15 protein-coding genes are annotated in these 14,184 nt (G+C 51.1%); 10 read left to right on the top strand and 5 right to left on the bottom strand.

All coding sequences use genetic code 11. From position 1 onward, the window contains the following. Nucleotides 1-319: 319 nt before the first annotated feature. Both yccA and tusE read left to right on the top strand, forming a co-directional pair. Nucleotides 320-976 carry an FtsH protease modulator YccA gene (gene yccA / locus ACFL9S_RS03335; RefSeq protein WP_405260272.1) on the top strand — a complete coding sequence of 219 codons (657 nt, stop codon included), beginning with the start codon at nt 320-322 and terminating at the stop codon, nt 974-976. Nucleotides 977-1,079: 103 nt separating this feature from the next. Continuing rightward, a complete protein-coding gene (gene tusE / locus ACFL9S_RS03330) occupies nt 1,080-1,406 on the top strand; it encodes a sulfurtransferase TusE (protein WP_200641071.1) in 327 nt (108 codons plus the stop codon). Nucleotides 1,407-1,409: 3 nt separating this feature from the next. Here the strand turns inward: tusE and yccX are convergent, their stop codons facing one another. Continuing rightward, on the bottom strand, nt 1,410-1,688 hold the full coding sequence (gene yccX, locus ACFL9S_RS03325) for an acylphosphatase (RefSeq protein WP_405260271.1): 279 nt from the start codon (nt 1,686-1,688) through the stop codon (nt 1,410-1,412). Between the two features lie 88 nt (nt 1,689-1,776). Here yccX and rlmI point away from each other — a divergent pair, with 88 nt between their 5' ends. Both rlmI and hspQ read left to right on the top strand, forming a co-directional pair. Further along, a complete protein-coding gene (rlmI, locus tag ACFL9S_RS03320; protein ID WP_405260270.1) occupies nt 1,777-2,967 on the top strand; it encodes a 23S rRNA (cytosine(1962)-C(5))-methyltransferase RlmI in 1,191 nt (396 codons plus the stop codon). A gap of 61 nt (nt 2,968-3,028) precedes the next feature. Beyond that, nucleotides 3,029-3,346 carry a heat shock protein HspQ gene (gene hspQ / locus ACFL9S_RS03315; RefSeq protein ID WP_405260269.1) on the top strand — a complete coding sequence of 106 codons (318 nt, stop codon included), beginning with the start codon at nt 3,029-3,031 and terminating at the stop codon, nt 3,344-3,346. Between the two features lie 32 nt (nt 3,347-3,378). Here the strand turns inward: hspQ and ACFL9S_RS03310 are convergent, their stop codons facing one another. Next, on the bottom strand, nt 3,379-3,792 hold the full coding sequence (locus ACFL9S_RS03310; protein ID WP_405260268.1) for a CoA-binding protein: 414 nt from the start codon (nt 3,790-3,792) through the stop codon (nt 3,379-3,381). A 189-nt stretch (nt 3,793-3,981) separates the two neighbouring features. Between ACFL9S_RS03310 and ACFL9S_RS03305 the strand changes: the two genes are divergently transcribed. Both ACFL9S_RS03305 and ACFL9S_RS03300 read left to right on the top strand, forming a co-directional pair. Continuing rightward, complete coding sequence (locus tag ACFL9S_RS03305) at nt 3,982-4,623, top strand: DUF2057 family protein (protein WP_405260267.1); 642 nt, start codon at nt 3,982-3,984, stop codon at nt 4,621-4,623. 75 nt (nt 4,624-4,698) lie between these two features. After that, the gene (locus tag ACFL9S_RS03300; RefSeq protein WP_133840994.1) at nt 4,699-5,157 is read left to right on the top strand and encodes a methylglyoxal synthase; all 459 of its coding nucleotides are present in this window, start codon (nt 4,699-4,701) and stop codon (nt 5,155-5,157) included. 15 nt (nt 5,158-5,172) lie between these two features. Here ACFL9S_RS03300 and helD read toward each other — a convergent pair whose 3' ends face one another. Continuing rightward, nucleotides 5,173-7,227, bottom strand: a complete 2,055-nt coding sequence (gene helD, locus ACFL9S_RS03295) for a DNA helicase IV (protein ID WP_405260266.1) — start codon at nt 7,225-7,227, stop codon at nt 5,173-5,175. Nucleotides 7,228-7,363: 136 nt separating this feature from the next. Between helD and ACFL9S_RS03290 the strand changes: the two genes are divergently transcribed. Further along, nucleotides 7,364-7,810 (top strand): YccF domain-containing protein, encoded by a 447-nt coding sequence (locus ACFL9S_RS03290; RefSeq protein ID WP_405260265.1) that lies wholly within the window; start codon nt 7,364-7,366, stop codon nt 7,808-7,810. A gap of 21 nt (nt 7,811-7,831) precedes the next feature. After that, nucleotides 7,832-9,961, top strand: coding sequence for a YccS family putative transporter (yccS, locus tag ACFL9S_RS03285; protein ID WP_405260264.1), 2,130 nt, complete (start codon nt 7,832-7,834; stop codon nt 9,959-9,961). On the opposite strand, the gene ACFL9S_RS03280 is transcribed toward yccS, so the two are convergent. Then, nucleotides 9,958-10,587, bottom strand: coding sequence for a TfoX/Sxy family DNA transformation protein (locus tag ACFL9S_RS03280; protein ID WP_405260263.1), 630 nt, complete (start codon nt 10,585-10,587; stop codon nt 9,958-9,960). The genes yccS and ACFL9S_RS03280 overlap by 4 nt on opposite strands. A 1,051-nt stretch (nt 10,588-11,638) precedes the next feature. On the opposite strand from ACFL9S_RS03280, the gene sulA reads away from it, so the two are divergent. Further along, nucleotides 11,639-12,145 carry an SOS-induced cell division inhibitor SulA gene (gene sulA / locus ACFL9S_RS03275; RefSeq protein ID WP_405260262.1) on the top strand — a complete coding sequence of 169 codons (507 nt, stop codon included), beginning with the start codon at nt 11,639-11,641 and terminating at the stop codon, nt 12,143-12,145. A 349-nt stretch (nt 12,146-12,494) separates the two neighbouring features. Next, nucleotides 12,495-13,565, top strand: coding sequence for a porin OmpA (gene ompA / locus ACFL9S_RS03270; protein ID WP_405260261.1), 1,071 nt, complete (start codon nt 12,495-12,497; stop codon nt 13,563-13,565). Between the two features lie 91 nt (nt 13,566-13,656). Here the strand turns inward: ompA and matP are convergent, their stop codons facing one another. Beyond that, entirely contained in the window at nt 13,657-14,112 is a 456-nt protein-coding gene (gene matP / locus ACFL9S_RS03265; protein ID WP_133841001.1) for a macrodomain Ter protein MatP, read from the bottom strand. Between the last annotated feature and the right edge of the window lie 72 nt (nt 14,113-14,184).

Below are 14,184 nucleotides of genomic sequence, written 5' to 3'. Positions count from 1 at the left end.
GAGCAGAAAACGAAAAACCCCGCGCTGTTACCAGCACGGGGTCAGAATGGATGGTGGAAGCGTAGAGATTCGAGCCACTCGGCCACGCTTCCACAATGGGGCGCACTATAAACATCCCTGTTCTGCTTGTAAAGTGGGTTTTGTATCAACCGCGTAAAAAAAAGCCTCCGACGGTTTGATTGCCGCTAATATCGCCACCTTGTTTAAAGAATCAGCGGATTAGCGCGTAAAGAAGGGTAAAACGCCTTTCCCCTCCGCCTCCTGCTCCTTATTCTGCATGATATTCTGAGTCTTATTTCGTGACCCTAAGAGGTGATTTATGGATCGCATTGTTTCTTCCACGCGCGACAGCTCGTTATTAAGCACACACACCGTCCTGCGTAATACCTATTTCCTGCTCGGCCTGACGTTAGCGTTCTCGGCGCTGACCGCCACGCTGAGTACGGTTTACGCACTGCCTGGTCCGGGGTTGATCCTGATGCTGGTCGGCTTTTATGGTCTGATGTTCCTGACCCATAAACTGGCTAACAGCCCAGCGGGTATTCTGGCCGCCTTTGCCTTTACCGGTTTCCTGGGTTACTGCCTGGGCCCAATCCTGAACAGCTTCCTGTCTGCGGGAATGGGTGATGTGATCGGTCTGGCGCTGGGCGGTACAGCACTAGTCTTCTTCTGCTGTTCAGCCTATGTGCTGACCACCCGTAAGGACATGTCTTTCCTCTCCGGCATGCTGATGGCAGGTTTTGTTGTGCTGCTGATTGCGGTCGTGGCCAATATCTTCCTTAACATCCCTGCCCTGCATATGGCGATCAGCGTACTGTTTGTGCTGTTCTCTACCGGGGCCATCCTGTGGGAAACCAGCAACATCATTCACGGCGGTGAAACCAACTATATCCGCGCCACTGTCAGTCTGTATGTTTCTATCTACAACATCTTTGTCAGCCTGCTGAGCCTGCTGGGTATGTCACGCAGTAACTAAAGCAACGGATAATGTTAACGAAGCCCCGCACTGCGGGGCTTTATTTTTGCTGAGGCCAAAGTTTGGTAAACTGACCACCGATTTATAGCGTGAGGCAATGACAGTGCAGTTTGACGGCAAAGAAATTGAACGTGATGCGCAGGGATATTTGAAATCCACTGCCGCGTGGAGCGAAGGGCTGGCACCGCTGTTAGCCGCAGAGGAAGGGATTGAGTTAAGTGATGCCCACTGGGAAGTGGTGCACTTTGTGCGCGCCTTCTATCTGGAATTCAACACCTCACCGGCGGTGAGAATGCTGGTGAAAGCGATGGCACAAAAGTACGGTGAAGAGAAAGGTAACAGCCGCTATCTGTTCCGGCTGTTCCCGAAAGGCCCCGCGAAGCAGGCGACAAAAATTGCCGGACTACCCAAACCTGCCAAGTGCCTGTAAGCACTAAATCGTGCTAAACCCGTGCGGAAGGTGTGCGGGATGATGTGGCTCCGCCAGTACTTTCTCCACTCGGGCGCTGCGTGGCCCACCCGCTTTTAACCACGCCAGCAGCGCCTCAACCTGCTCCGCCTCACCGCAGGCCAGCACTTCAACACTGCCGTCATCAAGATTTTTAGCATATCCCTTCACGCCCAGCTCTTTTGCTTCCCGCTGAGTGCTGTAACGAAACCCAACGCCCTGAACCATACCGTGGACCCATACGCGGATGCAGATAATTGCCATTTTTTCTCCTCTGTCCAACACCGATTGCTTTTTCGCGGTCGGCACCGGACAATATCGACTGATTCTCTGAGTGTAAGCATAGCAAAATATGACTGTTCGTTTGATTCTTGCCAAAGGACGTGAAAAGTCCTTACTTCGTCGCCATCCGTGGGTCTTCTCCGGGGCGGTTGCCCGTATGGAAGGCAAAGCCCAGTCGGGTGAAACTATTGATGTCTGTGATAGCCAGGGTAAATGGCTGGCGCGTGCCGCCTGGTCACCGGAATCGCAGATCCGTGCCCGTGTGTGGAGCTGGCAACAGGATGAGTCGATTGATATCGATTTCTTCGTGCGCCGTTTGCAGGCCGCGCAGCAGCTGCGTGACTGGCTGGCGCAGCGCGATAACCTTGACAGTTACCGGCTGATTGCCGGTGAGTCTGATGGTTTACCCGGTATCACTATTGACCGCTTCGGCAACTTCCTGGTGCTGCAGCTGCTTTCTGCCGGAGCTGAATATCAGCGTGCACCGCTGATTACCGCCCTACAGACCTGCTATCCGGATTGTGCTATCTATGACCGTTCTGATGTCAGCGTACGTAAAAAAGAGGGTCTGGAACTGACCCAGGGCGTCGTGCTTGGCGATACTCCGCCTGAGCTGCTGCCGATTACAGAACACGGTATGAAATTGCTGGTCGACATTCAGACCGGACATAAAACCGGTTACTACCTTGATCAACGTGACAGCCGCCTGGCAACCCGTCGCTATGCGGAAGGCCGTCGTGTGCTCAACTGCTTCTCCTATACCGGCGGATTTGCCGTGTCCGCGTTGATGGGTAATTGCACTGAAGTGATCAGTGTGGATACCTCACAGGCTGCGCTGGATGTGGCCCGCCAGAACGTGGAATTGAACGGTCTTGATGTCAGCAAAGCGAAGTTCCAGCGTGACGACGTATTTAAACTGCTGCGTCGCTATCGCGAAGAAGGCGAGAAGTTCGATCTGATCATCATGGATCCGCCGAAATTTGTTGAGAATAAAAACCAGCTGATGGGCGCCTGCCGTGGTTATAAAGACATCAATATGCTGGCGATGCAGTTGCTCAATCCTGGCGGGATGCTGATGACCTTCTCCTGTTCAGGCCTGATGGCAACTGACCTGTTCCAGAAAATCATTGCCGATGCTGCCCTTGATGCACAGCGCGACGTTCAGTTTATTGAGCAGTTCCGTCAGGCAGCCGATCACCCGGTGATCGCCAGCTATCCGGAAGGAATGTATCTGAAAGGGTTTGCCTGCCGCGTGTTGTAACTTGAAAATGCTGTCCTTGCCTCCATATAGAGATAAGGTCAACTTTTCTCAGGAGGTTACGATGATTGCCAGCAAATATGGTATCGGACAACAGGTACGCCACCAGCTACTCGGTTTTCTCGGGGTGATTGTTGATGTCGACCCGGAATACTCTTTAACCGAGCCAGCCATTGACGAGGTTGACGGTGCCGAAACGCTTCGCTCCTCACCCTGGTATCACGTGGTGATGGAAGATGATGATGGTCAGCGGGTGCAAACCTACCTGGCAGAAGCGCAAATCTCATGGGAATCACCCGGTGAGCATCCTGAGCAGTCTTCTCTGGATGAACTGGCTGCATCAATCCGTCAGCAGCTCAAGGCTCCCAGCCTCAGGCACTAAAAAAACCCCGTTTACACGGGGGTTTTTTATTCCTATTTTTCCAGCCCCAGGCGGGGAATTTCAATTTTCGGGCAACGGTCCATGATCACCTTCAACCCGGATTCTCCAGCCAGGACGGCAGCCTGTTCGTTGATCACGCCAATCTGGAACCACAGCGATTTTGCACCAATTGCAATCGCCTCCTGCGCCACACCCCACGCAGCTTCCGCATTGCGAAAGACATCGACCATATCAATGCTGTGGGGAATGTCTTTCAGTTCAGCATAAACGGTTTGCCCCAGCAAAGTGCTACCTGCCAGCTTCGGGCTAACCGGGATGACCTGATACCCTTGTGACAACAGGTAAGCCATCACCGCGTAACTTGGCCGCCCGGGTTTATCACTGGCGCCGACCAGTGCAATGGTTTTTGTCGATGTCAGAACATCAGCGATGGTTTTATCACTCATTGTTGCCTCCATTTGCCTTACTGGCTCTGTTGCCGCTAAGTGTGGCTTATTCACCACATTAAAAAATGCAACTCATGCGATTCTTGATTTATAGCACGATTAAGTATTTTTAAATGTTAATATGCTGCCATACTGAAAGACTTTGATACATTCATACCCACCTATATCCTTTACCCTGCTGGAGAAACAATGAAGCTGCGTATGGTCATCACCGGGCTGATAGCGATGCTGGTTGCCGCAACCGTGCAGGCGACAACGCTGAAGCTCTCAGCCGATATTGACCTGCTGGTACTGGATGGGCACAAAATTTCGGGTTCGCTGCTCAAAGGCGCAGAAGGTCTGGAACTGGAGCGCGGGGAACACCAGTTGCTCTTTCGTGTAGAAAGAAAGGTCACCCGTAACGCACAAGCGCCGGTCAACTGGGTTTCAGCGCCTCAGATTGTCAAATTCACAGCCAGTACTCAGTCAGTCGTGATTCAGTTACCTGCATTGCAAACGCTGCGTGACGGAAAGCACTTCGACAAGAATCCACAGTTTACGCTGGTCAATGAACACGGCGTAGAGATTGACAGCCAGCGAGATGCGCTCCGTTTGCCGACGCAGGACGATCTCGAACAGGCGATGGTGCAGTATAACCTCGATAATAAAGTGGCATCGGTGCCACGCTTTGCCCAGCCAATGCGACGTACCTCTCAGTCGGCTTCTGTTCTGCCCGAACCCCCAACCACCCAGCACCCGGCCGAACGCATGCTGCGTCTTTGGTACTTGCAGGTCGATTCCGCGACCCGTCAGCGTTTTGTTATGTTGATGAAGGCCCTGCATACCAGTTGATATCGGCAGATACCCGGCGCTACACTCAGTCCTCTGTTTGCTTATTCCTCTTGCCCTACCCAACCAGGATACTGAATGGATCAGACAACCCGCACTCTACAGCCCCAGAAACATATCGCGCTGGTGGCCCACGACCACTGTAAAAATGCTTTAATGCAGTGGGTGGATGTCCATAAAGAGCAGTTGCAGCACCATACGCTTTACGCCACCGGAACAACCGGCAATCTGGTACAACGCGCCACCGGATTACCGGTGACGGCGATGCTGAGTGGCCCGATGGGCGGCGATCAGCAGGTCGGCGCGCTGATCTCTGAAGGGAAAATTGATGTGCTGATTTTCTTCTGGGATCCGCTAAATGCAGTACCCCATGATCCCGATGTCAAAGCGCTACTGCGCCTGGCCACCGTCTGGAATATTCCCGTTGCGACTAACCGTGCCACCGCGGACTTCATTATTCAGTCGCCGCTGTTCGCCCGGCAGGTTGAAATTCAGATCCCGGATTACGAACGTTACCTGCAACAACGTCTGAAGTAACTCAGGCGCCGGCCGTCAGGGTTTGCGTAAAATCGGTACACCCTGACGACTGAACTCGGCAACAAACACCGACGGATGATCACGATCATACAGCAGCCACACCTGCTGCTTCGCGCGCGTGATGGCAACATACGCCAGTCTGCGCTCCTCGGCATCAGGGAAGTCTTCCGGGGCGGGTAGCAGCGCATCTTCCATAACGGACTCTCGGGCTGCCGCCGGGAAGCCCTCTTTACCCTCTGCCAGGCCCAGAAGAATCACATAATCTGCCTGCTGTCCTTTGCTGGCATGAATGGTCATAAAATCAATATTAAGCTTCGGCCAGCGCGTTGCGGCTTTATCCAGTATTTCCGGGCGCAGATGGTGATAACGCGCCAGTACCAGAATTCTCTCACCAACAGCGACATAGCCACTCAGTTTATTCATCAGCGCTTCCAACTGCTCTTCAGGCAACAGAGAGATGGCTTTTTTATGGCCTTTGCTGAGGCTGTTAAGCGGTTTTTTTAACTGATGAGGGTTGCTTTGAACAAAGGTGTTAGCGATTTCGCCAATACGCTGATTAAAACGGTAGGTGGTATCCAGTACACAACGGTCGCCCTCACCAAAATGATGATGGAAGGCCGTCGTTAAGCTCATTTCAGCACCACTGAAGCGATAGATAGCCTGCCAGTCATCTCCCACCGCAAACAGCGTGGTCTGTTTATTCTGACGCCGCAGCGCCGCCAGCAATGCTGCACGCTGCGGAGAGATATCCTGAAACTCATCGACGAGAATATGTTTCCAGGGGCTGATAAAGCGCCCTTTATCAAGGATACTCACCGCCTGATGAATCAGCCCGGCGAAATCGACTGCCCCCTCTTCTTTTAGCGCACTCTTCCACGCTTTCATCATTGGGGCCATGAGTTTGACCCGTTTGCTGAACAAGTCGCGGACCTCATCCGGAGCACTCTCGATCATCGCAGCCTGCGCTCCGCCATGCATACGCATCAGCCCAAGCCAACGTTCAAGCCGACTGGCAAGACGCCGCGCCAGACGATCGTCCAGCCAGAAACTGCCCTCTTCCAGCTCCCACTCCAGTTCTTCAGTCAACCACTGCCGCCAGCCGTTCGCGTGCGCTTTTTTCTCATTACACTGCTGTCGCCAGATCTCAATCAGTAGTGCCTGACGCGCACCATGATCGGTTTCCAGTTTGCTGATAGTGGGGGCTTTATTACTGCCCTGCTGAATGATGTGTAAAGCCAGAGAGTGGAAGGTACGTGCCTGAATGTCCTCGGTATGCAGGCGCTCCTGGATACGTTCGTTCATTTCCCTGGCCGCCTGCCGACCAAATGCCAGCAGCAGAATCTGCCCGGCACTGGCCTGTCGACGCATCATAAGCCAACCTGCCCGCGCCACCAGCACGGATGTTTTACCACTGCCTGCCCCCGCGAGCACCAGTACAGCATCCTCCCCGTTAACGACGGAGCGCGCCTGGGAGATATTCAGCGGTGATGTTTCCACCTGGTTAAAAAAATCTGCATGCTGTTCCAGCATACGGCTGGTCCAGTCATTGTTGCGCTGAACGCGGCGGGCATCACTGTTGTGGAGCCATTGCTGGCAGTAAAGGTAGGGCTCGCGACAATTATCAAATTCACCTAATCGTTCAGCTGGCAGCGGTACGGCGTCAAACGCTTTACGGATCGCCTCCTGCCAGGCGCTAATATCGCTGCGGCGCAACCATTTATCCTGCTGTTCTGCCTCACGAATGTGCTGCTGCTGTGCTAGCAGGACGCTGGCTGACACATCGCTCATTTCCGTACTCCACTGCTGCCATTCCTGGTTGAGATAGTGGAAAAAGCGCTGTGTTTCGCTCCATTCAGTGCCGTGAAGACGCACGACCTTCTCGTCAGGCAGCGTAAACTCCAGCTCGCCCCATACCAGCCCACGCTTGCACTTGATTGCCAGTAGCTGATTGAACGGGATCAGATACTCATGTTTTTCACCGCTAACCTCTACACCTGCGGTCAGAAGACGCACCCGGTTATAAGGATGCTGTGCCAGATGTTTACCCAACGCTGTTGCTTTCAGTTCCATTCCGGTGACCCTGGCTGCGGTTATTTTCATCATCAGACAGTTTAACTGGCTGTCGTGTACCTCTCCAGTGCTAAAACACGTTACAATCAAGGTATTGTCGGTTAATCACCGTTATCTGCTGAAGGGAAACTCGTTTATGCGCACCGTATTAAATGTTCTGAATTTTGTGCTGGGTGGATTCCTGACCACGTTTTCCTGGTTAGTCGCCACGGTGATGAGCATTATTTTTATCTTTACTCTGCCACTCACTCGCTCCTGCTGGGAAATCACCAAACTGTCCCTCCTCCCTTATGGTAATGAAGCGGTACATGTTGATGAGCTGAATCCATCAGGTAAAAATGCGCTTCTGAATTCTGGCGGAACCCTGCTGAATATTTTCTGGCTGGTACTGTTTGGCTGGTGGTTATGTGTGATGCATATCCTGGCAGGCATCGCACAATGTGTGACGATTATTGGCATTCCCGTCGGTATCGCTAATTTTAAAATTGCTGCGATTGCCCTTTGGCCAGTGGGCCGCCGCGTGGTTTCCGTTGAAGTTGCTCAGGCCGCTCGTGAAGCCAACGCACGTGCGCGTTTCCGCTAAGTTACGACAATGAACAAAGACATGATCGGCAATTTTCGCCGCTACGCGTTCAACAGCACCTGGCTGTACAATATACGCATCACTCTGGCACTCGCAGGAACCACTGCCGTGCCCTGGTGGCTGCATCAGATCACCTGGACTATCCCGTTAACGCTGGGTGTGGTGGCTGCTGCCCTGGCGGATCTGGACGATCGTCTTGCCGGACGATTACGTAACCTGCTGATCACGCTGGTCTGTTTTTGTATTGCTTCCGTTTCCGTCGAATTGCTCTTCCCGCATCCGTGGCTGTTTGTTGCCGGATTAGCCATATCCAGTTGGGGTTTCATTTTGCTTGGCGCACTGGGCCCCCGCTATGCAACAATCGCCTTTGGCGCACTGCTGATCGCCATCTACACCATGCTCGGTATTCATCTGTTCCCCCAATGGTATTTACAACCGGCGCTGCTACTGCTAGGTGCCGTGTGGTACAACCTGCTGACGTTATCCGGGCATCTGCTGTTCCCTATCCGACCGTTGCAGGAAAACATATCTCGCTGTTTTGCCCAACTGGCGCGCTACCTGGAAGCCAAAGCTAATCTGTTTGATCCCGATATTGAAGGGGATGATCACCAGACGCTGGTCGACGTGGCGATGGCGAACAGTCAGCTGGTCCAACTGCTTAATCAGGCTAAAGCATCAATTCAGTCACGACTGCGCGGTGACCGTGGTCAGCGTGGCACCCGCCGAACGCTGCATTACTACTTTGTTGCCCAGGATATCCATGAACGCGCCAGTTCTTCGCATGTGCAGTATCACGCACTGCGTAAAGCCTGGGGTTCGAGCGATATCCTGTTCCGCTTCCAGCGTCTTCTATCATTACAGGCGCAGGCCTGCCGACGGCTCTCGCGTTCAATCTTGCTACGTGAACCTTATCAGCATGATGCGCGCTTCGAGAGAGTCTTTGTCAACCTGCACACTGCGCTGCATCGCCTTGAAACCGGGCAACCGGACAGCACGGAGGTCAAAGCCATGACCTACCTGTTAAACAACCTCAAAGCGATTGATGCCCAGTTAGCGACCATCGAATCAGAGCAAGTACTGATAGAGGGTGATGCACCGCGTGACCAGACACTTTCCAGCGAAGGACTGACAGGCTGGAGTGATATTCGCCTTCGTCTGAGTCGCCACCTCAGTCCGGAGTCTCCGCTGTTTCGCCATGCAGTACGCATGTCGCTGTTGCTGTGCGTGGGTTATGGCCTTATTCAGGCTACCGGAGTGCAGCACGGTTACTGGATATTGCTGACCAGTCTGTTCGTCTGCCAGCCGAACTACAGTGCAACACGTCGCCGTCTGGCATTACGCATTATCGGCACGTTAGCCGGGATTGCTCTCGGCCTGCCTCTGCTATGGCTGGTCCCTTCCATTGAAGGGCAACTGATGCTGATTGTAGTCACGGGTGTGCTGTTCTTTGCATTCCGCAACGTACAATATGCACACGCCACCATGTTTATCACCCTGCTGGTATTATTGTGTTTCAACCTGCTGGGCGAAGGGTTCGAAGTGGCGCTGCCGCGTATAGTTGATACGTTAGTTGGCTGCGGCATTGCCTGGCTGGCGGTGACATTTATCTGGCCTGACTGGCGTTTTCGCCGGCTTCCTGCCGTTGCTGAACGCACTCTGAATGCGAACTGCCGCTATCTCGATGCCATTCTGGTGCAATATCACCAGGGTAAAGATAACCGACTGGATTATCGCATTGCCCGTCGCGATGCCCATAATGGTGATGCAGAATTGGCATCCGTCGTCTCTAATCTGTCGGTAGAAAATAAATCTGATCTGGCATTACGAGAAGCGGCGTTTCGATTGCTGTGCCTTAACCATTCATTTCTGAGCTACATTTCTGCTTTAGGTGCACATCGCGAGAAGCTGGAAAACGATGCCATGCTGCAGCTCATGGATGATGCCGCTTGCTATGTCGACGATGTACTGCACATCGATATCGTCGATGAAGCGAAAGCACAACGCATGATGGACAGTCTGTCGGTGCGTATACAGCACAGTGAAGCCGATGCTGAAACGAAAGAACCACTGGTCTTGCAACAGGTTGGCCTGCTGGTGGCTCTTTTGCCTGAAATCACGCGCCTTAAAAAACAGATTGCCCTGCGTGGTTAGTCTTCTTCACGCCGTCTTTTTCGCTCACGCTGTGCGTTATAGTCAAACCAAAGGCGCAGCTCTTCTTTCATCTCTTGTGGCAGCGCAGCATAATGCCGCCCGACAATGGCCCCTTGTAAGGCGAAGAGCACCGTTAATCCCAGGTTTTTGTTATTAGTGCGCAATAGCAACCAGCTTCTTTTGGCCCCCTGTTGAACCAGCATTTCGACTGTTGAAATACCCACTTGCCGCAGTAACGTTTCCATTCTTATGCCCATATTAGGCAGATCCTTAAGGCGGCGGTTATTCTGTCGCTCCTTCTGCTGTTGCTTCGCTCCCTGCAGGCAAAGCTGGGAGATGGCTACCAGCTGTTCACCGTCAGACCACAAGGCACCATCAACACGATAGTAATTGAGTTCTACTGGTACACCACGTTTGCTGAGGCTTAACGGTGTCATCTTGCGCTCGACAATATAGGGTTGTACCTCTTCGCAGGCACGAAGATACAGTTCCCCTTTAGCCACCACAGCAAATACCGTTTTTTCCACTGCCAGGCAATAACCACCAAACTGTGTACGGGAATGCACTTCTCCAAGCTGAGCCAGTCGTTGTTTCGCTTCTGCAATTTTACGTTTCGAACGTTCCATATTCTCATCCAAAATTAATTAAGAAATCACTCACAAGGTCTCGATAGAACATATTAGAAAATAGGCAATAGTCATTACAGGTTCAATGACTAATTTGTATTTCATGTGTTTACATTGTAATTTTGCGAGGCGTTACGAAAAAACGCCTTCATGTAAACGGGATTAATCTCGGCATTCTGTACTTTAGAGGGGGAATAACATTAAGAATTACGGCACCCACACCATGTTCAACAACCTATAAAGCCACCCCCCTCATTAAAAATTAGCGTTAAATAGCTTTTCGTCCAGTTGAATAAAAATAATGAAGAAAATTGGCCAACTGAAGGTGTATTCAGACCAAACCAAGGTAAGCCAGAAGATGCAACATAAGCCCGGTTACCCCTCCCCTGCTATCACAGTCCTGCCAACGATTCTAATCCATCAATCCCTTCTGCCACGTGGCTTAGCGGGTTCTCATGAAAAAACAATCACGCCGACATTCTGATGAAATGAAACACAGAATCGATGTATTCAATAACTTTCATTGCGCAGATTTATTCGTGATAGTTTCAAATTGGTATCAACTTCTCACCGAATTACCAGAAAGCACCAAACATCCACTCTATTATTACTGGATAAATTTTAATAAATCAGCCCATCCCCATCAGACTCAAGTTAAGCATCGCTCTTATCTGAACAGGAAAATAGAATATAAAAACATGTGTCGAAAGCGACATTATATTTTATTACTTTCTGATGTAGCCGTTAATCGCGATACAAAGTGCGGATTCTTATGATTGATAACTGAGCGTCATGAATCCTAAATATTTACGTTTATACCGTAAGAACGAGAATGCTTGAAATGCCCGTGAGCGCTGGAAAGAAACCAGTCAGATTTGAAAAAAGTCTTAATACATTCAACCTAAGGGTACTTCAGCCTCTCCTTAAGCTCAGCAAACCCGCATCTGTTTCCCCTGAGTCGACATGTGTCAGGAAGTAAGATTAAAGGTTGATCTTTGTCCACCGCACCTATACTGTATATCCATACAGTAACCTAGTGAGCGAAGACATTATGCGTACTCATTCCCTGAAATCTCAGTCTGTTAGTCGTAACATGCCCGCTTCAGCATCTGAGTCCTCTGCCTCGACTTGTGCTAATGGCCTGATCAGCGAACTGATTTATAGTGAGAATCAACCTGACATGACTCAATTGCTGCTGCTGCCTTTACTGCAGCAATTGGGGACGCAGTCTCGCTGGCAGTTATGGCTGACACCGCAACAAAAGCTCAGCCGTGACTGGTTACAGCGCTCGGGGTTACCACTGGATAAAGTCATGCAGTCTCCCTACTCCGGTACCATCACCACGGTAGAGGCGATGATCAAAGCGTTGCAGACAGGGAATTATAGTGTGGTTTTAGGCTGGTTGGATGAAGAGATATCAGAAGTGGACCGTCAACGGTTGCAGGAAGCGGCAAGTTCAGGGCACGCATTAGGGTTAATTATGCGCTCAGAAAATAGCATTTACTCCTCAGCCAGACCGCTTAATGGCTTAAGAATTCACGCATCTTTGTATCATTAAGTAAAAATAGGATTTTTCTCAGACTTTATCCCTGCCAGACCCATCTTAACAGGCTAATAATGTTATGACGCGGCGCGACAATGGTTTAGCTGGGTTCTCAGACCTGTTTTTGAGCAAAGAATTCACCCTCAAATGTTAAAAAATGTGTATGAAACGCTGTTTTTTTGCTGACCATCGTCACATCATACTTGTAAGTTTGCTGGTACGTTGTAGACTTTAGCTCGCCAGGGTGCTCAATAACCTCCATTTTTTGGAAGAGTCATAATCGAGCTTCTCAACCCGGCGAAGGATTAAATCAAAGAGCTAATTTAAAGCTCATTGCCTATTTGGATGATAACGAGGCGCAAAAATGAAAAAGACAGCTATCGCAATTGCAGTGGCACTGGCTGGCTTCGCTACCGTAGCGCAGGCCGCTCCTAAAGATGACACCTGGTACACCGGTGCTAAACTGGGCTGGTCTCAGTACCATGACAAAGGTTACTACGGTAACGGTTACCAAGATAATGATGGCCCATCTCATGAAAGCCAGCTCGGTGCTGGTGCATTTGGTGGTTATCAGGCAAACCAGTACCTGGGCTTCGAACTGGGTTATGACTGGTTAGGCCGCATGCCTAACAAAGGCGACAAAGTCAACGGCGCTTTCAAAGCTCAGGGCGTTCAGCTGGCAGCAAAATTAAGCTACCCAGTAGCTGACGATCTGGACGTTTATACTCGTCTGGGCGGCATGGTATGGCGTGCAGACTCCACCCAGCAAAATGCTAACGGCCGTATCAGCGACCACGACACCGGCGTTTCTCCGCTGGCTGCTGTTGGTGTTGAATACGCTGTAACCAAAAACTGGGCAACTCGTCTGGACTACCAGTGGGTTAACAACATCGGTGATGCAGGTACCGTTGGTGCGCGTCCTGATAACTCAATGCTGAGTGTTGGTGTTTCTTACCGTTTCGGTCAGGATGATGCCGTTGCCGCTCCAGTTGTTGCTCCGGCACCAGCTCCAGCGCCAGTTGTTGAAACCAAGCGTTTCACTCTGAAATCTGACGTTCTGTTCAACTTCAACAAAGCGACTCTGAAACCAGAAGGCCAGCAGGCCCTGGATCAGCTGTACACTCAGTTGAGCAACCTGGATCCTAAAGACGGCTCTGTCGTCGTACTGGGCTACACTGACCGTATCGGTTCAGAGCAGTACAACCAGAAACTGTCTGAAAAACGCGCTCAGTCTGTTGTAGACTACCTCGTGTCTAAAGGCATCCCTGCTAACAAAGTTTCTGCACGTGGCGAGGGTAAATCTGCCCCTGTTACCGGCAGCACCTGTGACAGCGTGAAAGGCCGTAACGCCCAGATCGACTGCCTGGCGCCAGACCGTCGTGTAGAAATTGAAGTTAAAGGCATCAAAGACGTTGTAACTCAGCCACAGGCTTAAGTTATCTCGTTAAAAAAACCCCGCTCAGGCGGGGTTTTTTATTGGCTGAAATAGATTGGACATGAGGAAGGGATAAGGCACATTGTCGATTTTATTCAGGCTTGCCTAAAATCGCTTTAAGATCCTGCTTCAGCGATGACATCTGGCTGGCATACTGCTCTTTGCGCTCTGCATCTTCAATTAACTGCACTATCGTCTCAGACAGCGTGCTATTCCGACGCTGCGCAAGACCGGCCAAACGCTGCCAAACCAGATATTCCAGATCGATAGACTTCTTACGCGTGTGCTGATGTTCAGCATTAAAATGACGCTTGCGACGCGCACGGATAGTCTGCTTCATGCGGTTTTCAAGCAGCGGGTTAATATGCTGGCTGATCCATTTCAATACCTCCACCGGTCGATTTTCCATAACCAGTAGTTCATCGACGGCAGCCTGCGCTGCGCTTGACTCGATATAACGCGTGATCAATTCACCTTCGCGGTGCTTTTTGACCAGGTATTTCCATTTCCATCCGCTTTCAAGATTTTCCAGTTGCTGATATTTCATCGGAATCTCATGCTGACCACATTACGAATTAAGAATAACAGCTTTTTTTCATCAGGCTGCAAAGAAAACAGG

It is taken from the genome of Erwinia sp. AnSW2-5 (assembly GCF_045107195.1).
Lineage (GTDB): Bacteria > Pseudomonadota > Gammaproteobacteria > Enterobacterales > Enterobacteriaceae > Erwinia.
This window is presented reverse-complemented; position numbering and strand designations above follow the sequence as displayed.

Coding starts and splice junctions, on each gene's coding strand:
- ompA (WP_405260261.1), top strand. CDS start 12,495: ATGAAAAAGACAGCTATCGCAATTGCAGTGGCACTGGCTGGCTTCGCT.
- ACFL9S_RS03280 (WP_405260263.1), bottom strand. CDS start 10,587: ATGGAACGTTCGAAACGTAAAATTGCAGAAGCGAAACAACGACTGGCT.
- ACFL9S_RS03310 (WP_405260268.1), bottom strand. CDS start 3,792: ATGAGTGATAAAACCATCGCTGATGTTCTGACATCGACAAAAACCATT.
- ACFL9S_RS03305 (WP_405260267.1), top strand. CDS start 3,982: ATGAAGCTGCGTATGGTCATCACCGGGCTGATAGCGATGCTGGTTGCC.
- yccX (WP_405260271.1), bottom strand. CDS start 1,688: ATGGCAATTATCTGCATCCGCGTATGGGTCCACGGTATGGTTCAGGGC.
- ACFL9S_RS03290 (WP_405260265.1), top strand. CDS start 7,364: ATGCGCACCGTATTAAATGTTCTGAATTTTGTGCTGGGTGGATTCCTG.
- hspQ (WP_405260269.1), top strand. CDS start 3,029: ATGATTGCCAGCAAATATGGTATCGGACAACAGGTACGCCACCAGCTA.
- sulA (WP_405260262.1), top strand. CDS start 11,639: ATGCGTACTCATTCCCTGAAATCTCAGTCTGTTAGTCGTAACATGCCC.
- matP (WP_133841001.1), bottom strand. CDS start 14,112: ATGAAATATCAGCAACTGGAAAATCTTGAAAGCGGATGGAAATGGAAA.
- ACFL9S_RS03300 (WP_133840994.1), top strand. CDS start 4,699: ATGGATCAGACAACCCGCACTCTACAGCCCCAGAAACATATCGCGCTG.
- helD (WP_405260266.1), bottom strand. CDS start 7,227: ATGGAACTGAAAGCAACAGCGTTGGGTAAACATCTGGCACAGCATCCT.
- yccS (WP_405260264.1), top strand. CDS start 7,832: ATGATCGGCAATTTTCGCCGCTACGCGTTCAACAGCACCTGGCTGTAC.
- yccA (WP_405260272.1), top strand. CDS start 320: ATGGATCGCATTGTTTCTTCCACGCGCGACAGCTCGTTATTAAGCACA.
- rlmI (WP_405260270.1), top strand. CDS start 1,777: ATGACTGTTCGTTTGATTCTTGCCAAAGGACGTGAAAAGTCCTTACTT.